The 20,505-nt window shown below is 68.0% G+C and carries 16 protein-coding genes; 10 read left to right on the top strand and 6 right to left on the bottom strand.

The window, feature by feature from the left end:
- Positions 1-306: 306 nt before the first annotated feature.
- The gene (locus tag OG817_RS38140) at positions 307-1,398 is read left to right on the top strand and encodes an IS110 family transposase (protein ID WP_406049628.1); all 1,092 of its coding nucleotides are present in this window, start codon (positions 307-309) and stop codon (positions 1,396-1,398) included.
- A gap of 314 nt (positions 1,399-1,712) precedes the next feature.
- On the top strand, positions 1,713-5,672 hold the full coding sequence (locus OG817_RS38135; protein WP_406049806.1) for a GH92 family glycosyl hydrolase: 3,960 nt from the start codon (positions 1,713-1,715) through the stop codon (positions 5,670-5,672).
- Between the two features lie 18 nt (positions 5,673-5,690).
- On the opposite strand, the gene OG817_RS38130 is transcribed toward OG817_RS38135, so the two are convergent.
- From OG817_RS38130 to OG817_RS38115, 4 genes are all read right to left on the bottom strand, one after another.
- On the bottom strand, positions 5,691-5,819 hold the full coding sequence (locus tag OG817_RS38130) for a hypothetical protein (protein ID WP_406049805.1): 129 nt from the start codon (positions 5,817-5,819) through the stop codon (positions 5,691-5,693).
- A gap of 264 nt (positions 5,820-6,083) precedes the next feature.
- Positions 6,084-7,277: a mannosyltransferase family protein gene (locus OG817_RS38125; protein ID WP_396394569.1), complete on the bottom strand. Its 1,194-nt coding sequence runs from the start codon at positions 7,275-7,277 to the stop codon at positions 6,084-6,086.
- Positions 7,278-7,286: 9 nt separating this feature from the next.
- Entirely contained in the window at positions 7,287-9,503 is a 2,217-nt protein-coding gene (locus OG817_RS38120; protein ID WP_406049803.1) for a transglycosylase domain-containing protein, read from the bottom strand.
- Positions 9,504-9,603: 100 nt separating this feature from the next.
- A complete protein-coding gene (locus OG817_RS38115) occupies positions 9,604-10,233 on the bottom strand; it encodes a TIGR00366 family protein (RefSeq protein WP_406049801.1) in 630 nt (209 codons plus the stop codon).
- 213 nt (positions 10,234-10,446) lie between these two features.
- On the opposite strand from OG817_RS38115, the gene OG817_RS38110 reads away from it, so the two are divergent.
- From OG817_RS38110 to OG817_RS38075, 8 genes are all read left to right on the top strand, one after another.
- Positions 10,447-11,031 carry a helix-turn-helix transcriptional regulator gene (locus OG817_RS38110; protein ID WP_406049800.1) on the top strand — a complete coding sequence of 195 codons (585 nt, stop codon included), beginning with the start codon at positions 10,447-10,449 and terminating at the stop codon, positions 11,029-11,031.
- Positions 11,028-12,107: an inositol-3-phosphate synthase gene (locus OG817_RS38105; protein WP_396394564.1), complete on the top strand. Its 1,080-nt coding sequence runs from the start codon at positions 11,028-11,030 to the stop codon at positions 12,105-12,107. The genes OG817_RS38110 and OG817_RS38105 overlap by 4 nt, the downstream gene beginning before the upstream one ends.
- Before the next feature lie 65 nt (positions 12,108-12,172).
- Entirely contained in the window at positions 12,173-13,006 is an 834-nt protein-coding gene (locus tag OG817_RS38100; protein ID WP_406049798.1) for a DUF72 domain-containing protein, read from the top strand.
- 211 nt (positions 13,007-13,217) lie between these two features.
- Positions 13,218-13,454 carry a hypothetical protein gene (locus OG817_RS38095; RefSeq protein ID WP_406049796.1) on the top strand — a complete coding sequence of 79 codons (237 nt, stop codon included), beginning with the start codon at positions 13,218-13,220 and terminating at the stop codon, positions 13,452-13,454.
- Entirely contained in the window at positions 13,451-14,533 is a 1,083-nt protein-coding gene (locus tag OG817_RS38090; RefSeq protein ID WP_406049795.1) for a hypothetical protein, read from the top strand. The genes OG817_RS38095 and OG817_RS38090 overlap by 4 nt, the downstream gene beginning before the upstream one ends.
- Positions 14,534-14,894: 361 nt before the next feature.
- Positions 14,895-15,398, top strand: coding sequence for a helix-turn-helix domain-containing protein (locus tag OG817_RS38085; RefSeq protein WP_406049794.1), 504 nt, complete (start codon positions 14,895-14,897; stop codon positions 15,396-15,398).
- A gap of 98 nt (positions 15,399-15,496) precedes the next feature.
- Positions 15,497-16,033: a dihydrofolate reductase family protein gene (locus tag OG817_RS38080; protein ID WP_406049793.1), complete on the top strand. Its 537-nt coding sequence runs from the start codon at positions 15,497-15,499 to the stop codon at positions 16,031-16,033.
- 235 nt (positions 16,034-16,268) lie between these two features.
- On the top strand, positions 16,269-17,450 hold the full coding sequence (locus OG817_RS38075; protein ID WP_406049792.1) for a M20 family metallopeptidase: 1,182 nt from the start codon (positions 16,269-16,271) through the stop codon (positions 17,448-17,450).
- A gap of 46 nt (positions 17,451-17,496) precedes the next feature.
- Here the strand turns inward: OG817_RS38075 and OG817_RS38070 are convergent, their stop codons facing one another.
- Both OG817_RS38070 and OG817_RS38065 read right to left on the bottom strand, forming a co-directional pair.
- Complete coding sequence (locus OG817_RS38070; RefSeq protein ID WP_406049791.1) at positions 17,497-18,930, bottom strand: pre-peptidase C-terminal domain-containing protein; 1,434 nt, start codon at positions 18,928-18,930, stop codon at positions 17,497-17,499.
- Positions 18,931-19,031: 101 nt separating this feature from the next.
- Complete coding sequence (locus OG817_RS38065; RefSeq protein ID WP_406049790.1) at positions 19,032-20,468, bottom strand: M12 family metallo-peptidase; 1,437 nt, start codon at positions 20,466-20,468, stop codon at positions 19,032-19,034.
- Between the last annotated feature and the right edge of the window lie 37 nt (positions 20,469-20,505).

Here is a 20,505-nt window from a genome sequence, read left to right as displayed (position 1 = left end):
ACGAACCCTTGACCGCGGGTGATCATGATGGGCAGGATCGCCCCGGGCGCGGGCTGACAACCTTGTCATCGGGGCCGCGTACTCCTACTGGCGGACAGCTCGCGCTGTCGTGCCGGTCCGGCCGTGCAAGGAGCGTAGATGGATCTCCGCCGCCCTCTGGGGCTCGTCGCGTCTCTCGGGCTAGACGGTATGACGTGACGCCGTCGTCGTGACGGGGTTGCGGGCCGGGGCCTCACTCACACAGATTCGTGGGTTACCGAGCAGGGGCCGCCTGCTCGGCCTATCCGACATGTGTGGGAGGCCCCGGTGTTTTCCGAGCGTACGAGTGTTGGGCTGGATGTGCACGCCAGGTCGGTCGCGGCCGCGGCGATCGATGGTGTGACCGGTGAGCTGGTGCAGGCCAGGCTGAGTCCGTCGCATGGTGAGATCCGGTCGTGGTTGCAGGGTCTGCCGGGGCCGGTTGCGGTGACGTATGAGGCGGGTCCGACGGGGTTCGGGTTGTCGCGTGCATTGAACGTGGCGGGGATTCGGTGTGTGGTCGCGGCGCCGAGCAAGTTGCAGCGCCCGTCAGGAGATCGGGTCAAGACCGACGCCAAGGACGCGATTCACCTGGCCCGGTTGCTGCGCCTGGACGAGGTCACCGCGGTGGCGGTGCCCACGGTCGAGCAGGAGACCGCGCGGGACCTGGTCCGGGCCAGAGAAGACTGCCGTGGTGACCTGATGCGGGCCCGGCACCGGCTGTCGAAACTGTTGCTGCGCCAAGGCATCGTCTATTCGGGCGGGCAGGCCTGGACCGGCGCGCACGATGCGTGGCTGCGGCAGATCGGCCGGCAGTCGTTCAACTCCGGGCCGCTGCAGCTGACGTTCGAGTCCGGCTATGACGCCGTGCTGAGTGTGCAGGCCCGCCGCGACCGGCTCGACGCCGCGATCGAGAAGATCGCTACCGACAGCGAGTTCACCCCGATCGTGCGGCGACTGGGATGTCTGCGTGGCGTGTCCACCCTGACCGGGTTCGCGCTGGCCGTCGAGATCGGCGACTGGCACCGGTTCACCGGCAACACCATCGGCGCGTTCGTCGGCCTGGTGCCCAGCGAGTACTCCTCCGGAGCGTCGCGGGTCCAGGGCTCGATCACCAAGACCGGCAACACCCACGTCCGCAGACTCCTCATCGAGGCTGCCTGGCACCACCGCGCCCGCTACCGGCCCAGCAAGACCATGCGCGACCGATGGGAACTGGCCACACCCGCCGCCCGGGCCCGCGGCGATGCCGGCAACCAGCGGCTTCACCAACGCTGGACCCGCTTCACCAACCACCACAAACGCCACGTGATCGCCAACGTCGCGATCGCCCGCGAACTCGCCGGCTGGTGCTGGTCCCTGGCCGTGCTCGAGGATTAGCAACCCACCCGATCCGGCTTCGTCGACCAGCGTGGTGCAAGCAGCGCGTGGAGCGACCCGCGATTCAACTATGAGCAGCTGATACCCGGCCACGCTCGACCCTAGACACGCGGACCCGCTCCTGCCGAACACCCCATCCTGCGGTAACCAACCCGCGCATATCAGTCTGACCGCGCGTCGCCAACGACACGCTCACCACCAACACCCCTGACGAAGCCCCGAGGCGCCCGCCACGGAACACATCCGCGACGGGCGCCTCACCCTGCCCCTTGACAGAAACTCACTCCATATCAGTTGTGACAATGTCGTCTGCCATGACGTCAGCGCATGCCGTTCCCTCGGCATCAGACACCGCGCAGGACCAGCCGGTTGTGACCGGATCCTCGTTCTTCACCTCGTTCGAGCCGGGGCAGCCGCAGCCGGGGTATACCGACGCGGTCGAGACCGGGGCGGACGGGCAGCCGCGCACCGACGGGGTCCGCGGGCCGACGCCGACCGGGATCGGCGGCAGCGAGATGGACAAGGTCACCAAGGTGACCGCGAACGGCGAGAACACCGGCGGCGGTGAGATCGCCACCAACGTGGCCGACGGTGACAAGTTCACCAAGTGGCTGGTCTTCGAGCCGACCGGCTGGCTGGTCTACGAGACCTCGGTCCCGGTGGTGATCCGCAAGTACGCGCTGACCTCGGCCAATGACGCCGACGGTCGCGACCCGCAGAACTGGACCATGCAGGGCTCGAACGACGGGACCACGTGGACGACGCTGGACACCCGGACGGGCGAGAGCTTCGAGACCCGGTTCCAGACCAAGGAGTACAGCTTCACCAACGAGACGGCGTACAAGTTCTTCAAGCTGGACGTCACGCTGAACCACGGCGAGGACATCGTCCAGCTGGCCGACTGGTACCTGTCGAACGGCGCGCCGCTGCCGCCGCCCGGCCCAGTGGCCGAGTCGCGGCTGGATTCGGGCCCGACGAGCGCGTACAACGCCCGCGCCCGGGTCGGCTTCACCGGCGTCAAGTCGTTCCGGTACGCCGGGCACCAGACCGCCGAGGGCCGTGGCTTCACCTGGAACAAGATCGCCAACGTGGATCTGAAGGTCGGCAAGGACACCCGGCTGTCGTACAAGATCTTCCCCGAGCACACCGAGGGCGACCTCAGCTACCCGAGCACGTACGCCGCGATCGACCTGGCGTTCTCGGACGGGACGTACCTGAGTGATCTGAAGGCGAAGGACCACCACGGCTTCGAGCTCAGCCCGCGCGGCCAGGGCGACGCCAAGGGCCTGTCCACGAACCAGTGGAACAACGTCGAGGCGGACCTCGGCACGGTGGCCAAGGGCAAGACGATCCAGCGAATCCTGATCGGCTACGACAAGCCGTCCGGACCGGCCGAGTTCCGCGGCTGGGTCGACGACCTGCGGATCGCGCAGGCGATCAACCCCGACATCGCGGCGCAGAAGACCGCGTCGAAGCACCCGTCGGACCTGGCACTCACCACCCGCGGCACCAACGCGACCGGTGGCTTCTCGCGGGGCAACAACTTCCCGGCGACCGCCGTACCGCACGGCTTCAACTTCTGGACGCCGGTGACGAACGCCGGCTCGACGTCCTGGCTGTACGACTATGCCAAGGGCAACAACGCGGACAACAAGCCGACGATGCAGGCGCTGTCGATCAGCCACGAGCCCAGCCCGTGGATGGGAGATCGGCAGACGTTCCAGGTGATGCCGTCGACGGCCGCCACTCCGACCGCGGACCGGAAGGCGCGGGCCTGGTCGTTCAGTCACGACAACGAGGTCGCCCGGCCGTACTACTACGGCGTCACGTTCGACAACGGCAACGCGGCCGAGATCGCGCCGACCGACCACGCCGCGATGCTGCGGTTCAGCTTCCCGGCCGGCAAGGCGTCGCTGATCTTCGACAACGTGAACAACAGCGGCGGCCTGACGCTCGACCCGGAGACCGGTGTGGTGACCGGGTTCAGCGACATCAAGAGCGGCCTGTCGACCGGCGCCGGCCGCCTGTTCGTGTACGGCGTGGTCGACCAGCAGGTGGTTGCCTCCGGCAAGCTGTCCGACGGTGGGGGCGCGGCGGTCGGCGGCTACTTCTCGTTCGGCCCGAAGGTGACGCAGGTCGGGCTGCGGATGGCGACCTCGCTGATCGGCACGGCCCAGGCGAAGAAGAACCTCGAGCTCGAGCTGCCCGCCGATGCGAAGTTCAGCAAGGTCAAGGACACCGCGCAGCAACTCTGGGACGCCAAGCTGCGCACCATCGAGGTCGAGGGCGCGACGGCCGACCAGCTGACCACTCTGTACTCGAACCTCTACCGCCTCTTCCTCTACCCGAACAACGGCTCGGAGAACACCGGTACGGCGCAGAAGCCGGTGATCACCTACGCGTCGCCGACCTCACCCAAGGTGGGTACGGACACCCCGACCACGACCGGATCGAAGATCGTCGCCGGGCAGACGTACGTGAACAACGGCTTCTGGGACACCTACCGCACCGTCTGGCCGGCGTACTCGCTGTTCTCCCAGGACGACGCGGCCGACCTGGTGAACGGGTTCGTCCAGCAGTACAAGGACGGCGGCTGGATCTCGCGCTGGTCGTCCCCGGGCTATGCGAACCTGATGGTCGGCACCAGCTCCGACGTCGCGTTCGCCGACGCCTACCTGAAAGGCATCAAGGGGATCGACGTCCAGGCGGCGTACGACGCGGCGGTCAAGAACGCGACCGCCGTGCCGCCGTCGCAGAACGTCGGCCGCAAGGGCATGGACCTGGCCACCTTCAACGGCTACACCGCCAACACCACCGGGGAGGGCTTCAGCTGGTCGATGGACGGCTACATCAACGACTTCGGCATCGCGAACATGTCGAAGGCGCTGTACGACAAGGCGAAGAAGAACGACCCGCGCAAGCAGGAGTACCTGGACAACTACAAGTACTTCCTGAACCGGGCCCGCAACTACGTCACGCTGTTCGACCCGGCGCTCGGCTTCTTCCAGGGCAAGGGCCCGGACGGTGTCTGGGGCAGTTCGCCGGGCACGTTCGACCCGCGCGACTGGGGTCACGACTACACCGAGACGAACGCGTGGAACATGGCGTTCTCGACGCCACAGGACGGCGCCGGCCTGGCCGCCCTGTACGGCGGCCGCGACGGCCTGGCGAAGAAGCTCGACGAGTTCTTCAGTACGCCGGAGGACGCACTGCACACCGGTGGGTACGGCGGCACGATCCACGAGATGCTCGAGGCGCGCGACGTACGGATGGGTCAGTACGGCCACAGCAACCAGCCGTCACACCACATCACGTACATGTACGACGTCGCAGGTCAGCCGTGGAAGACGCAGGAGAAGGTGCGCGAGGTGCTGTCGCGGCTGTACCTCGGGTCCGAGATCGGGCAGGGGTACCCCGGTGACGAGGACAACGGCGAGATGTCGTCCTGGTACCTGTTCAGCATGCTCGGGTTCTACCCGTTGCAGGTCGGATCGCCGACGTACGCGATCGGGTCGCCGCTGTTCACCAAGGCGACGGTGCGGCTGGCCGGCGGCAAGAAGCTGACGATCAGCGCGCCGGGCAACAGCGCGAAGAACATCTACGTCAAGGGCGTGAAGATCAACGGCAAGACGTGGACGTCGACCGCTTTGCCGCACGACCTGATCGCGAACGGCGGCAAGATCGAGTTCGAGATGACCGACCAGCCGTCGCGGTGGGGCACCGACCGCAACGACGCCCCGCCGTCGATCACCACCCCGGGCGAGGACCCGAGCACGTGGCGGGACTCGACCGAGGACGAGGGTGCGGTGATCGGGGCCGGTGACGCGGACGTGACCGCGCTGACCGACAACGACTCCAAGACCCAGGTCACGCTGACCGGCGCGACCCCGGCGATCACGGTGGCGCTCCCGCAGGGCCGCCCGGTCGGGATGTACACGCTGACCAGCGGCGCCACGGGTACGGCGCCGTCGGCCTGGGTGCTGGAGGGATCGAACGACGGTACGACGTGGTCGACGGTGGATCGCCGTACCGGCCAGAGCTGGCCGTGGGTGTCGTCCACCCGAGCCTTCAGCATCGCTTCGGCGAAGGCTTACACGCAGTACCGGCTGGTGCTGACCCCGGCGGCGGGCGCTGACGGCGTCACGCTCGCCGAGATCGAACTGCTGGGCACCTTGAAGGGTGTCGAGCCCGGCACGCACCCGAGCGACAAGCGTGTCGCCGAGACCAAGCCGAGCCCGACCCCGTCCCAGTCGATCGACCGCAACTACGGCTGACCGCGTCGCCGGTTCCTGTCACTTCTTGTAGTGACAGGAACCGGCGAACCGCAGCAGGGTCGCCTCGTCCCAGCCCAGGTTGGTCGCCTGGTTCCCGACGGCGATGAGACGCGTGGTCTGTCCCTGGCGGTCGTCGGCGATCTCCACCCTGGAACTACTGGCCGACCACCCGCGGCGGTTGCATGCCGCGCGACAGCAGTACGGGCGGCAGCCTGACCCGGCCACCGCCCACGCTGGACGATTCTCCGGCGGAGCCTGCCCCTGAAAGGTTCCGCCGGAACATTTGAGAGGGGTGGCGGTCCCCGCCCGGACTGCCACCCCTTCACACCTAACGACGTCCGAGGCCCCTCAGGGGTTGCCTACCCCGCAAACTGTCCACATGCCGGACGGTTCGGGCGTGAACATGCCCCGTCAGCCGGACCAGCGGCCGGTGAAGAAGGCGGCCGCCCAGATCGCGGCCAGGGGTATCGCGAGGGCCAGATAGAGGCGGCCGAGCCAGAGTCTGCGCCTGCTCATGACCGCCAGGCCGATCCACAGCGGCCACCAGAGCAGCGTCGCCCGGGTGAGCGAGTAGATCCAGAACGACGTACAGAACGCGCCGACGGTGGCGGCGACCCAGGCGGCCTCACCCCAGGAACGGCGCCGGATCAGCCAGGCGAGCAGCAGCAGGCCGACGACGAGCGCGACCAGTTCGGCCCGGAACATCCAGGTCCAGTCGCTGCGGTCCGCGGAAAAGTGGCCCTTGCTTGCGGCCTCGATCGTGTGCTTCAGCGAGGTCCACGGCCAGGTGAACTCGCGCGCCCAGCCCTTCTCCTGCGCCTCCTGCCAGGCGAACCAGGAGCCGTGGATCTGCTTCAGGTACGCCATGAAGGCGAGCACCGGGACGGCCGGCAGGGCCAGCCACGGGAGCGACAGCCAGTCCCGCTTCTTCGACGTCACGAACTCGACCACGAGGGCGAACGCGAGGAAGATGCCGGACACCCGCACGGTCGAGGCCAGCGCGACGAAGATCGCCGCGCGCGCCCACCGGCCCTGCCGTGCCGCCAGCCAGGCGGGGAACGCGAAGGCGCAGAACAGCGCCTCGGTGTACCCGGCGGCCAGGAACACACCGACCGGAGCGCCGTACCAGATCATCGCCGCGTGCGGCCCGAGGCCCTTCAGTTCCGGGAACTCGTACTGCGCCAGTCGCGCCAGGTACACGCCCGCGACAGCACTGGCGACCGCGGACACGACGATGCCGGCGGCAACGTAGCCGATCCCGGTCCAGCTGACGATCCGGACCAACAGCGGGAACCCGGGGAAGAACGCGGCCAACGGCGCCCCGGACGGCTCACCGTTGTTGTAGCCGAACTCCGCGACCGCCTTGAGGTGCCAGACATCCCACTGCAGCCAGGCCCGCCAGACGTTCGGGTAGTCGTTGCCGGGGTTGAACAGCAGGGGCGCGGACACCGACAGCATGAACAGCGCTGCCCGGGTGACCAGCCACCACCCGAGCACCTCCCGGCCCATCGCGGTCGGCATCCATCGCGACAACCGGACCCCGTCGGCCCGGGCCCGCCGAGCCCGGCCGGGCTTGCCTTCGTCGCCGGCCGTCCGCTCGAACACGAGGGCCGGCTACTGGCCGCCGCCGGGACTGGCCGGCGTGTCGGGCGTGCCACCCGTCGGGAGCGGCCAGCCCGGAGGTGTCCGGGGCGGCTTCCCCGTGGGCTTGTCGGTCGGGGTGCTCGACGGCGGGTCCTTCGGCGTCCTGGTCGACGGCGCCGGCGGAGTGCTCGTCGGCGGTGCGGGTGGTGTGCTGGTCGGCGGCTCCGACGGCGTGATCGTCGGCGTCGGACTGTCCTTGAGTTGGTCCTCGTCGGGGTCCTGGAAGCCCTCGTCCGGCTGACCTGCCAGTGCCGGGTCCATGTAAGCCAGCCAGGTCTTCAGCGGCCAGCCGCCACCGAAGAACGCGTCGTCGCTGGAGTACGGGTCGAGGTCGCCCTCACCGGACGCGCCGGCCCGGTACAGCACCGACGTGGACAGTTGCGGCGTGTACCCGGTCCACCACGACGTCAGGGTGTCGTCGCCGTCCTTGCAGCCGTCGCACGCGGCGTTGGCCTTGCGGTGCTCGACCGCCACACCACCGGCCGTTCCGGTCTTGCCTGCCACCGGGCGGTCCAGCTCCTTGGCGTCCTCGCCGGTGCCCTTCTCGACCACGTCCTGCAACGCGTAGTTGACCATCCGGGCGACGTTCTCGTCGAACTTCCTGGCCTTCTTCTTGTCCAGGCTCTTCTCGGACCACAGCACCTTGCCGTCCGGACCGGTCACCGACTTGATCGTGTGCACCGGCGCGTACATGCCGTCCGCGGCGAACGTCGCGTAGGCGTTGGCCATGTCGACCGGCGACGCGTACGGGTCCGGCCCGAGAACCGTGGACGGGTTGTTCCGGCCGATCTCGAGCGCCTTGGTCTTCGGGATGCCGGCCGCCTCAGCGGCGTCGACGAGCTTCGCCGGACCGTCCTCCATCTTCTTGTCGACCAGGTCGTAGAAGGCGGTGTTGATCGACTGCTCGGTCGCCTTCAGCAACGTGACGTCGCCGTAGTCCTCGTCGAACTCGTTGTTCAGCTCCTGGCCCTGGACCTCGATCGGACTGTCGCCCTGGAAGATGTCCCAGACCGACGTGCCGTCCTTCAGCGCGGCCGCCAGCGCGAAGGGCTTGAACCCCGATCCCGGGCGGGCCGGTCTGGTTGCCCAGTTCAACTGACTCTTCAGGTAGTCGGGTCCGCCGTACATCGCGACCAGTTCGCCCGTCCCAGGCCTGACCGAGGCCATCCCGACGTGCAGGCCGTTTCGCTTCTTCGGCAGCTCCTGCATCCCGGCCTTGTTGATCTGGTTCTGCGCCTTGAGGTCGAAAGTGGTGACCACCTTCAGACCGCCGCCGCTGATCTGGTCCTCGTCGAAGCCCAGCCGCTGCAGTTCCTTGCGCGCCATGTCGAGCAGGAAACCGTTCGGGCCTTTGTACCGGTCGTTCTTCGGCTTCTTGTTGATCTTCGGCAGTGCCTTGCCGTACGCCGTCGCCTGCGCCTGGGTGATGGTGCCGTTCTGCCGCATGCCGTCGAGGACGTAGCGGTACCGCTCGATGATCCGCGTCTTGGTGCGCGGGTCCGGGTCGTCGATGTCGAACAGGGTCGGGTTGTTCAGCACCGTGGCCAGGAAGGCGGCCTGCGGCACGGTCAACTTGCGCGGCTCCGGCACCTGGAAATAGGCGTCGCCGGCCGCGGAGATGCCGTACGCACCCTCACCGAAGTAGACGGTGTTGAGGTAGCCCTCGAGGGTCTTGCTCTTGTCCTGCGACCGGCTCAGCTTGGTCGCGATGAACAGCTCCTGGAACTTCCGGGAGACGGTCCGCTCCTGGGTCAGGTACATGACTTTCACGTACTGCTGGGTGATCGTCGAGCCACCCTGCAACTGCTCGCCGTTGGCGATGTTCCACGCCGCGCGGACCATACCCGACGGCGAGATGCCGGGGTTGGTCCAGAAGGTGCGGTCCTCGGCCGCGGTGACCGCGTCCTGGACGTGCTTCGGGATCTGTGACAGCGGCACCGAGTGCCGGTTCTGCTCGAAGAAGGACCCGAGCGGCTGCTTGCCGTCGGCGAAGGTGACCGTCGTCGTGTTGGTCGCGAACTCCTTGTTGGGGTCCGGGATGTCCGTCGTCTGGTAGACGATGAAGAAGGTGGCTACGGCGCCGATGACGCCGACGAAGAAGAGTGCGGTCACCCAGCCGAGGACCCGGAGCGCCCAGTGCTTCTTGGGCTTGCGGGCCGGGACGGCCCTTCTACGAGCTTCACTCACTGTGCAATCCTCGACGATCTCGCGGAAGTCATTGCCCCACAGACTACGGTGGATGTGGTAACGGCCCCGAATCCGCTCCGGATGCTAACAAGCCGAGCGGTCACCCGGGCGCGGGCAGGCCAGGCCTTACCCAGATCTTTCCCGGCGGAAGCAAGCGATTTCCGCCCGGCTCACCCGGTGATGTGGCCGTGCCGAGGACCAGGAACGCCATGGCGCCCAGCGCGCGGTAGTCGGCCTTCGGCACGTTGCGGGCCACCTCACGCGCCAGAATCGCGGCGAAGACGAGGCTGAACGCCCAGTTCAGGTACGACGCCAGCATGGCCGCCGCGGCGACGAACGCGACCGCGGTCCGCGGGCTCTGCGGGATCCTGGCCAGTCGAGCGATCAACCGGGCGACCGGTCCACTGGTCGCGACGGCGTACCCGCCGATGATGATCATGACCATCTGCAGCGTGAAAGTGATCAGGCTCCAGAACCCGAGGCCCCACGCGTCGACCAGGCCGAAGCCTTTGGTCGCGGCCGGATCGTCGGGGCGCTTGAGCAGCGGCTCACCGGTGACCAGCCCGAACAGCGGCACCACGAAGGTGCCGACCAGCACGAACCCGAACGCGTCCGGCAACCACTTCTCGGTGAAGGCGGTGAACCGCAGCGCGACCTGGGCCAGCGGGCCTCCGCCGTTCGCACCGCTCTCTACGTCCTGCTTCGCGTGCTTCGCCTGACTGTCGGCCATGACCCTCCGCTCCTGAACCACGACGCTGTGTCACCCGATTAAACGCAGATCGCCACCTGACGTGACAGGTTTCTCGGCGTGCCGCGTGATCAAGCTGACAAAGGGCGGCTTTGTCAGGAGTTGTCCACAGTCCTCTGGTCTGCTTACAGTGGCGAAGCGATGTATCGAACCGATACATCAGGTCATGACAAACTAGACCGTGGGAGGTGGGTCATGGGAAACCGCAGTGGGGTCCTGGAACTCGCCGTACTCGGTCTGCTGCATGAAGCGCCGATGCACGGCTACGAGCTCCGCAAGCGCGTCAACGCCCAGTTCGGCTGGGGACGTGTGCTGTCGTTCGGTTCGCTCTACCCGTGTCTGAAGGCGATGCTCCGCAACGGGCTGATCACGGCCGACCCCGGGACGCCGGAGTCGGGTCGCCGGCCCAAGATCGTCTACACGATCACGGCCGACGGCAAGGACTACTTCGCGCACGCGATGCACGAAGCCGGTCCGTCGGCCTGGGAGGACGACACGTTCGGCGTCCGCTTCTCGTTCTTCGGCCGGACCGATCCGGCCACCCGGTTGCGCATCCTCGAGGGCCGCAGGGCCCGGATGGAGGAGCGGCTGGCCAACTTCCGGGCGGCGATGACCCGGACCGCGGAGCGGGTCGACGCCTACACCCTCGAGCTGCAACGGCACGGCCTGGAGTCGGCCGAGCGCGAGGTCCGCTGGCTGAACGAGCTGATCGACGGCGAGCGGCGGCAACAGCGGTCCCCTGAACAGCACCAACCGCCTATCCAAGGAGATTCCAGATGACCTCGATCCGCGTAGCGATCGTCGGTGTCGGCAACTGCGCCAGCTCGCTCGTCCAGGGCGTGCACTACTACCGCGACGCCAAGCCCGACGAGCGCGTCCCCGGTCTGATGCACGTCCAGTTCGGCGACTACCACGTCCGCGACGTGCAGTTCGTCGCCGCCTTCGACGTCGACGGCAAGAAGGTCGGCCTGGACCTCGCCGACGCGATCGGCGCCAGTGAGAACAACACGATCAAGATCTGCGACGTGCCGCCGACCGGCGTCACGGTGCAGCGGGGTCACACCCTGGACGGTCTCGGCAAGTACTACCGCGAGACCATCACCGAGTCCGAGACCGCGCCGGTCGACGTGGTCGCCGCGCTGCGCGAGGCGCAGGTCGACGTACTGGTCTGCTACCTGCCGGTGGGCTCGGAGCAGGCTGCCAAGTTCTACGCGCAGTGCGCGATCGACGCGGGTGTCGCGTTCGTCAACGCGCTGCCGGTCTTCATCGCCGGCACCAAGGAGTGGGCGGACAAGTTCACCGCGGCCGGCGTACCGATCGTCGGCGACGACATCAAGTCGCAGATCGGCGCGACCATCACGCACCGCGTGCTGACCAAGCTGTTCGAGGACCGCGGCGTCACCGTCGACCGGACCTACCAGCTGAACGTCGGCGGCAACATGGACTTCAAGAACATGCTCGAGCGGGAGCGCCTGGAGTCCAAGAAGATCAGCAAGACCCAGTCCGTCACCTCGCAGCTGCGCGACGAGATCGACCCGCGCAACGTGCACATCGGGCCGTCGGACTACGTGGCCTGGCTGGACGACCGCAAGTGGGCGTTCATCCGGCTCGAGGGCCGCAACTTCGGCGACGTACCGCTGTCGCTGGAGTACAAGCTCGAGGTCTGGGACTCGCCGAACTCGGCCGGCATCATCATCGACGCGATCCGCGCCGTGAAGATCGCCAAGGACCGCGGCATCGGCGGCCCGATCCTGTCCGCGTCGTCGTACTTCATGAAGTCGCCGCCGGAGCAGTACGCCGACGACGTGTGCCGCGACCTGGTGGAGAAGTTCATCCGCGGCGAGGTCGAGCGCTGAAGTACGTCGTACAGCCCCGCAGTCACCGGTGTGGTGGCTGCGGGGCTGTTCTATAGATTGGCCTGATGCGGCTGCATGTGGGGTGTGCGCAGTGGACCCACGCCGCCTGGCCGCAGCCGTCGCGGTCGAAGCTGGAGTGGTACGCGTCGAGGTGTAACGCCGTGGAGAGCAACACCACCTTCTACGCGACGCCCGCACAGTCGACCGTCGCCGGCTGGACAGCGCAGACGCCACCTGACTTCCGCTTCGTGGTGAAGCTGCCGCAGGTGATCAGCCACGAACGGCGGTTGACCGGCGTCGACGGCGAACTACGTGCGTTCCTGTCCGCCATCGAACCACTCGCCGAACGCAACCACGCCGTATGGATCCAGGTCCCGGCGTCCTTCTCCCCCACCGACCTCGGCACGCTCGCGGCGTTCCTCCACCACGCCCCTCGCGGTTACCGGTACGCCGTAGAGGTCCGCCACCCGGCGTTCTTCGACGACGCGGTTGCCGCCGGTCAACTCGAACGGGTTCTCGGGCGCGTGGATGCCGAGTGGATCCCGTTCGACACGGTCACGCTCTTCGGACGCCGGCCGACCAGCTACGCCGAGCGCGACGCGTGGATGAAGAAGCCCCGGGTGGTACGACGTACGCGTGCGCTGACCGCGCATCCGATCGTCCGGTACATCGGGCGGGACTCCGTTGCCGAGACGGTCGAGGGCTGGGGCTACCTCGTGGAGCAGGTGGTGAACTGGCTCGCCGAGGGCCGCTCACCGACCATCTTCCTGCACACACCAGACAACGTGGAGGCGCTGAACCTGGCCCGCCGCTTCCACTCCGCGGTCCGCTCTGCCGTGCCCGGCGTCGAGCCCCTACCGGAGCCGCCCGTCGACGCCGCCCCTCCGACCCTGTTCTAACCGCCCCGGGGGGCCGCGGGGTGCGGCGGGGTGCCGCGGGGTGCGGCGGGGTGCCGCGGACAGGATCTGGGGACCGCGGACATGTTATTTCCTGTCCGCGGTCCCCACAGGGTGTCCGAGGTTCAGTTATCCACAGGTGAGAAGTTCCCCGCTGGGAGAGGGCGAATCTCCATATGTTCTCCGCCGAGATCACACCTCGGGAGGACAGACCATGGAGCATTCGAGCCACACTCCGCCGGACCACTCGGCGCACACGCCACCGGCCTACGCGCCGCCGGAGGTCCCGCCGTCGAGTCGCTCGACACCGGCGGAGCGGAAGGCGCGGACCGACTGGCTTGTCACGGAACTGCGCCGACTCGCGGCCTCTACTGACAATCCACATGAGCAGGCGAACCTCCATCGGTCCGCAGATTCGCTGATCCGCCTGGCGACGGCGTTCCGCCCATGACCGCCTCCGTGGTTGCCGCGCCAGCGGGCTCGTTGGAGGAGTTGCTGGCGCGCAGTGGGCAGGTGGCAGTCGAAGTGTCCGGCGCAGGTCAGACTGCGTGGAACGGGCAGGTGGTTGAGACGGTCGGCGAAGTCCTCGGCCTCGCGCACTGGGACGGCACGCTGTATGTGGACAGCGAGTGCATCCTCGATCCACTGCGGCAGATGTACGCGCATGCGGGTGAGGAGCAGCCGCTCCCGGTCCTCGTCCAGTACCGCGAGTCGCTCGCCACGCTGCTGCACGAGCACGCGCACTTCCTCGGCCCGGCCGGCGCGACGCAGGAGGCGGCTCGGGGCGCCTTCACGCGTCCCGGCAGCCGCCAACTCGAGGAAGGCGTCGCCGAAGCCTGGGCTCAGGACCACCTCAACGAGTACCTGACCCGCCTAGGCGTGGACAAAGTTGCCCCCGGCATCGAAGACGCCCGCGGCGGCGGCTACTACGCAGCCTTCGTCCCCGCCGTCCGCATCCTGGCTGCCGACCTGGAGACCCGCGGCGGCGACCTCCAGCCCGGCGAGGTCCTCCGAGCCCTCAACCAGCAAACCGCCGAGGGACAGTTCCCCCTCCTCACCAGCCTCGTCTACAACTCCACCCGCCTCCCCGACCTCGACCGGTCGGGCACCAGCACCCGCAACCACCTCGAAGCCATCCTCCGTCAAGGCTTCGCTCACCTCGACACCTTCGAACTCGCCCCTGCCGGCCTGGCCGCCGACCGATCCCGCTCCACCACCACAGCCCTCCTCCACCACCTCACCACCGAAATCCACAAAGCCGAGTCCCACCACACCCCCACCCACGAACTCCCACCCCCAACCCACCTCCCCCCAACTCCCGGCCCCCTCAAGGCCACCCCACCAACTCCGCAACGCCTAACCTTCACTCCACCCGCCACGCCCCACTCCACCTACAGATCCGCCCCGTCTCCCCTACAAACAGCCCTAGCCGGCATCTCCCCTCCCACACCGTCCGCCACCACCCAATCGGCGACACAGACCACGATCTCCACCCGGCCACCCGGTGTAGCGCGATGCCTACAGCGTTAGCCCTCAGCCCGGGAACTGGTGCTCAGGCACCGCGCGTCAGGTACTCGCGCGCCCCACGCCGCGTGTTTCCGGCCGCTCGCCTCGCCAGGTGTTCCGTTCCGGCTGGCCTGCGTGGTCGACGTTTGCATCGTGGTGCAGGCGGTTGCGTGGGGTGGGGGGACGGGTTTCACTACGCTGCATGGGGCTCGACAGTCGCATTGTCGGTGGGCCGGTTGGGCCCTTGATGCAGGTTTGGTCTGCGGAGTGCGATCGTCCGACAGCGTTCAGCTCTCTTGCCTCGACTACCGCGGGGATTGGGTTCGCGCGGATTGGCGGGACCTGGGCTGTGCACCTGCGCGGTCCGGCGACCAGGGCGACGACCATGGTGTGTTCGGCCGACTCGGAGTACTTCGGAGCTGACTTCCGCCTCGGGGCGTACCTGCCGATGTTCCCGCCGGCCCGGCTCACCAACCTGCGGGACGCGGTACTGCCGATCCTGTCGGACGGTCGCATCCTGCTGGACGGTCGGGCGTGGGAGATGCCGACTCCGCAGAACATCGATGTGTTCTTCGACCGGCTCCGGCGTGCAGATCTGATGGTGTTCGATCCGCTGATCGACGAGTTGCGGCACGGCGTCGTACGCACCATGCCGAAGCGGACCATGCAGAGCCGGTTCGTGCGGGCGGTCGGGCTTCCACTCCGCACGCTGGAGCTGATCGAACGCGCAAGACGGGCGGTCCGGATGCTGCACGCGGGTAAGACGATCGCGGAGGTGGCCACCGAGGCGGGGTACTACGACCAGCCGCATCTGACCCGGTCACTCCGGCAGCTGATCGGCCATACCCCGGCGGAGGTGGCGCAAGGCAGCGTGGTCCTAGGACTGTGAGGGGGACCGTGAGCTGGATCCGAGAGCTGGGCTGGGAGGACTCGGAGCTGCGTTTCCGTACAAGACGGATCTGATGCGAGTCAGTATTTTCCGTCGCCATGAGACTCATCGAATCGACGTACATCTCGCTGGACGGCATGGTGGCCGGGGATGCCTTCTGGGGTGCGCAGCAAGGCTTCCAGGGCGACCAGCACAACGAGCAGGCCGCGAAGCTGCTGAACGCCGCCGATGCGCTGCTGATGGGGCGGGCGACGTACGACGTCTTCTCGACCTCGTGGCCGGGCCGGCCCGGCGAACTGGCCGACGCGATCAATCCGCTGCCGAAGTACGTCGCGTCGCGGACGCTGACCGACGCGACCTGGAACACCGAGGTTCTGCAGGGCGACGCCGTCGAGGCGGTCGCGCAACTGAAGGCATCGCGTGAGGGGACGCTGCTCAAGTACGGCACCGGCTCGTTCAGCCAGGCGTTGGTGGAGGCCGGGCTCCTGGACGAGTTGCAGCTTTGGGTGCACCCGTTCGTCGCCGGGTCCGGAGAAGGTTTGCTGTCGGGGATCGCGCCGACGCAGATGAACCTGGCGGCCGTCACCGAGGTCGGCAACGGCGTAGTCATCCTCACCTACACCCCGAAGCAGTAGCCGCGCCCGCTGCGATCACACCACCCGCAGCCACGCCACGCACCACCCCTGCCCGGTCGAGGCACGAACACGCCCGACCAAGAAACGGAGGGTGGAGCACACGGCGGAACGGGGTGGGAGCGCGCGGTGACAGGAGCCTGCGTGGTGTTGCGTGGGTCCGGGGAGCCACTGATGGGTGGGCCGCGCGGGGTGCGGGTACGGTGGCTCGGGTCCGGTGAGGTGTGAGGAGTGGCTGATGGATTTGGTGCGGGAGAGTGCGGGGATCGCGCCGGGGGTGGTTGAGCTGCGGCGGGAGTTGCATCGGAATCCTGAGGTCGGGCTCGAGTTGCCGAAGACGCAGGGGCTGGTGCTCGACGCCATCGCTGGGTTGCCGTTGGAGGTGACGACCGGGCGCGAGGTGACGTCGGTCGTCGGCGTACTGCGAGGTGGGCACCCGGGCCCGACGGTGCTCCTCAGAGGTGACATGGACGCGTTGCCGGTGATCGAGGAGACCGGCCTGGACTACGCATCCGCGAACGGCAATATGCATGCCTGCGGCCACGACCTGCACACGGCCGGCCTCGTGGGTGCCGCGCAGTTGCTCAGTGCGCATCGCGAGGAGCTGCACGGGAACGTCATCTTCATGTTCCAGCCGGGCGAGGAAGGACTCGGCGGCGCCGGGTACATGATCCGGGAGGGTTTGCTGAACGCCAGCGGCGAGAAGCCGATCGCCGCGTACGCCGTGCACGTGTGGGCCCTGGCCGCGAAGGGGGTCTTCCAGACCCGGCCCGGCACGATGATGGCCAGCTCGAACCGGCTGCACATCACCGTGCACGGCAAGGGCGGGCACGGTTCACAGCCGGAGAAGTCGGTCGACCCAGTGCCGGTCGTCGCCGAGATCGTGCTGGCGTTGCAGAGTTACGTGACGCGGCGCGTGAACCTGTTCGACCCGGTCGTCATCACCGTGACGCAACTTTCCGCCGGGGTCGCGATCAACGTGATCCCCAACTCGGCCACGCTCGGCGCCACCGTACGGACGCTGTCCGACGCGAGCCTCGAGCAGCTCTCCCACGAGCTACCGGCGCTGGCCGAATCAATCGCCTCGGCCCACGGTTGCACCGTCGACGCGACCCTCGCCAGGCAGTACCCGGTCACGATCAACGACGCCGGACGTACGGCGGAGACGCAGTCAAAGCTGGCCGACCTGCTCGGACCAGAGCGGGTCGAACCGCTGGCGAACCCGTTGATGGGAGCCGAGGACTTCTCGATGGTCCTCGCAGAGGTGCCCGGCACGTTCATCATGCTCGGCGCCCGCCCCGACGACGTCTCCGAGGACGAGGCTCCGTCGAACCACTCGAGCATCGTCCGTTTCGATGACGACGTTCTGGCCCACCAGTCCGCGGCCCTTGCGCATCTCGCTGCCTCGCACCTGACGTGAGAGCCTGTGGCTGGCCGGTCCGCCAGAGACCGGCCAGCCACAGGGATCAGGAGGGCGCGATGCCGAGGGTGTAGGCGCCGCGGCTGCCGTAGGTGGAGTACCCGGTGTTCAGCGGGTCCCCGTAGCCCACGTTGTCGATCCGCAGGTAGTAGGTACCCGGCTGGAGGGTGCTGGTAACACTCGCACCAAGGCCGGTCGGCGTACCGGCGTCACTCTGGCCCGACTCCGGGTCGGCCGAGGCGACGACAGAGCCCGCGCTGTCGAGCAGGTCGAGCTTGATGTCGAGGTCGCCACCGGTCGCGGCCGCACTCGCGGTCGCGGTGTAGTTGCCTGCGGCACTGACGTCGACGCGGTAGACGTCGGTGTCGTCCTCGGCCGCGACCACACCGGACGCCGGCGTACCGACGGTCAGCGCGGCGGCGTCACCGGTCGTGCCACCGGCCTCGTCGGCACGCAGAGCGAGGCCGTGCGAGCCGACGACCGCGTAGTCGTCTTCCTTGTTGTTCGCGTCGGCGTACTCGCCCTTGCTCCACTGGCTGATGCCGCGGTAGTAGCCGACTCCCATGATCGGAGCCCACGCGCCGTGGCCCTGGTAGTAGCCGACGGTCGACGTGCCGTCGTGGCTCAGCCCGACGTTGTGGCCGGCTTCGTGGGAGGCAGCCTCGGCGAGGTTCTTCGCACCGGTGCCGACGCCCTTCGTGAACACCAGCGCGGGCTGGTAGTAGTCGTGCTGGCTGGTGCTGTCGTAGACACCGACGTACGCGACGCCACCGCAGCCGCACCCGGACTGGTACCAGGTGTCCGGATCGATGAGCACCCGCGTGCCGTACTGCTCGTCCGACGCACCGGACCGGTCGATCGCGGATTGCGGTGGCTCCTGCGTGGTCACGTCCACATCAAAGGTGCTGTAGTCCTCGGCAACCCGAGCCCACACCTCGCGTACGACGTCCTGCTCGGCGGTGCTGTAGTTCGCCGGATCGCCATCGGTGTCGTACGCCGACACGTTGACCGGATCGATCCCCTTGGACGCGTTCCACGCCGTACCGGTGATGGTGTGACCGTCGAAGTCCAGGTAGATCACCCGGTTGGAGCCCGGCTTACTGTGCAGCTCGAACGCCGGACCGGTGGCTCCGGCAACGGCTTCGGTCGCCCAGCGCGGCGACGCCTCCGGTGCCTTCTGGGCGGCCGTCAGACCAGGCTCGCGGAAGAACAACTTGCTGTCGGCATCCAGCCAGCTGGTCTTGTCGGTGGCGAGGATGCGCTGCAACTGCTCCTCAGCCAGACCGTTGCGCTCGGCGATCTCGTCCAGCCGCGACTGGACCTTGCCGAGCGCCGAAGTGCCGGGCGTCGCTTCGGCGAGCAGTTGGTCGATCGGCTTCTGATCGGCGTCGGCCTGAGTACCGGCCGCGACGGCCAGACCTCCGAACACGACTGCACCGGCGCATGCGAGCGCGCCGGTGCGGCGGAACTTGCTCTTCATTCAGGAATCTCCTCACAGATTCCCCCGGGGCGGGCGGGTCCCCCCATGACCCGGGGCCGTCGATCTCGGTGGGAACGACGGCCCCGGGTGACTCAGGTGTTTCAGCCGGCGCTGACGCGCACCGTGTAGGCGCCACGGCTGCCGTACGTCGAGTAACCGGTGTTCGCAGGGGTGCCGTAGCCGGTGTTGTCGACCCGCAGGTAGTAGCGGCCCGCGGTGACCTGCCGGCTGAGGCTCGCGCTCAGACCGGTCGGAGTGGCGGAGCTGGACTGGCCAGCCGCCGGGTCGGCGGAGGCGACGACGGCGCCCGACGAGTTCAGCAGCTGCAGTTTGATGTCCAGGTCGGCCCCGGACGCGGCCGAGTTCGCCGCGAAGGTGAAGGTGCCGGCGGACAGGTCGATCCGGAACATGTCGACGTCCGAGTCGTTCGCGTAGATGCCGTTCGCGCTGGTGCCGAGGGTGAGAGCCGTGGCGGCAGCGGTGGTGTTGCCGTGGTCGTCGGCGCGCAGCGCCAGACCGTTCTGGCCGATGACGGCGAAGTCGTCTTCCTTGTTGTTGGCGCCGGTGTACTCGCCCTTGCTCCACTGGCTGATCGCCTTGGAGTAGCCGACGCCCATGATCGGTGCCCAGGCGCCGTGACCGGCGTAGTACCCGACGGACGCCGTACCGTCGTGGCTCAGGCCGACGTTGTGGCCGGCCTCGTGTGACGCTGCCTCAGCGATGTTCTTGGCGCCGGTGCCGACACCCTTCGTGAACACCAGAGCGGGCTGGTAGTACGAGTGCTGGCTGGTGTTGTCGTACACACCCACGTACGCGACGCCGCCGCACCCGCAGCCGGACTGGTACCAGGTGGTCGGGTCGATCACGACGCGGGTGCCGTACTGCTGGTCGGACGCGCCGGACCGGGTGATCGCCGCCGCGGCCGGCTGTTGTGTGGTCACGTCGACGTCGAACGGCGCGTAGTCCTCGGCCACCCGGGCCCAGACGTCACGTACGACGTCCTGCTCGGCGGTGCTCCAGGTGCCCGGGTTTCCGTTCGTGTCGTACGCCGTCACGTTCACGGTGGCGGGTTTGCCGTTCGTGTTCCACGCCGTACCGCTGATGGTGTGGCCGTCGAAGTCCAGGTAGATCACCCGGTTGGACCCTGGCTTGCTGTGCAGCTCGAACGCCGGACCGGTTGCGGCCGCGACGGCACGCGTCGCCCAGCGCGGAGACGGCGCGGCGGCGGTCTGCTTGGCGCCGGAGACTGGTTCGCGGTAGAAGAGCTTGCCGTCGCGGTCCAGCCAGCTGGTCTTGTCAGTGGCCAGGATCTGTTCCAGCTGGGCGGCCGGCATGCCGTTGCGGTCGGCGAGCTCGGTGACCCGGGACTGGATCCGGCCGAGGGCCGACGTGCCCTGGACCTCCTGGCCGAGCAGTTGGTCGATCGGGGTGGGGGCGGGTTGCTGGGCATCGGCCTGGTTACCGGCGATGACGGCGATCACGCCGAAGGCGGCAGCACCGGCGATGACGGCACCGATGCGGCGGGGGCGGGTCTGCATAACTGGGGTCCTCCTCAGGGACTCCGCGTGTCTCACT

Source organism: Kribbella sp. NBC_00889 (genome assembly GCF_045207705.1).
Classification (GTDB): Bacteria; Actinomycetota; Actinomycetes; order Propionibacteriales; family Kribbellaceae; genus Kribbella.
The sequence above is the reverse complement of the archived record's forward strand: the minus strand, read 5'-3'. Positions and strand labels throughout refer to the sequence as shown.

What these genes read in the sequence shown, in the direction of transcription:
- OG817_RS38070 (WP_406049791.1), bottom strand. Translation starts at nt 18,930, where the DNA reads ATGAAGAGCAAGTTCCGCCGCACCGGCGCGCTCGCATGCGCCGGTGCA.
- OG817_RS38075 (WP_406049792.1), top strand. Translation starts at nt 16,269, where the DNA reads ATGGATTTGGTGCGGGAGAGTGCGGGGATCGCGCCGGGGGTGGTTGAG.
- OG817_RS38095 (WP_406049796.1), top strand. Translation starts at nt 13,218, where the DNA reads ATGGAGCATTCGAGCCACACTCCGCCGGACCACTCGGCGCACACGCCA.
- OG817_RS38085 (WP_406049794.1), top strand. Translation starts at nt 14,895, where the DNA reads ATGGTGTGTTCGGCCGACTCGGAGTACTTCGGAGCTGACTTCCGCCTC.
- OG817_RS38110 (WP_406049800.1), top strand. Translation starts at nt 10,447, where the DNA reads ATGGGAAACCGCAGTGGGGTCCTGGAACTCGCCGTACTCGGTCTGCTG.
- OG817_RS38100 (WP_406049798.1), top strand. Translation starts at nt 12,173, where the DNA reads ATGCGGCTGCATGTGGGGTGTGCGCAGTGGACCCACGCCGCCTGGCCG.
- OG817_RS38065 (WP_406049790.1), bottom strand. Translation starts at nt 20,468, where the DNA reads ATGCAGACCCGCCCCCGCCGCATCGGTGCCGTCATCGCCGGTGCTGCC.
- OG817_RS38135 (WP_406049806.1), top strand. Translation starts at nt 1,713, where the DNA reads ATGACGTCAGCGCATGCCGTTCCCTCGGCATCAGACACCGCGCAGGAC.
- OG817_RS38115 (WP_406049801.1), bottom strand. Translation starts at nt 10,233, where the DNA reads ATGGCCGACAGTCAGGCGAAGCACGCGAAGCAGGACGTAGAGAGCGGT.
- OG817_RS38090 (WP_406049795.1), top strand. Translation starts at nt 13,451, where the DNA reads ATGACCGCCTCCGTGGTTGCCGCGCCAGCGGGCTCGTTGGAGGAGTTG.
- OG817_RS38105 (WP_396394564.1), top strand. Translation starts at nt 11,028, where the DNA reads ATGACCTCGATCCGCGTAGCGATCGTCGGTGTCGGCAACTGCGCCAGC.
- OG817_RS38080 (WP_406049793.1), top strand. Translation starts at nt 15,497, where the DNA reads ATGAGACTCATCGAATCGACGTACATCTCGCTGGACGGCATGGTGGCC.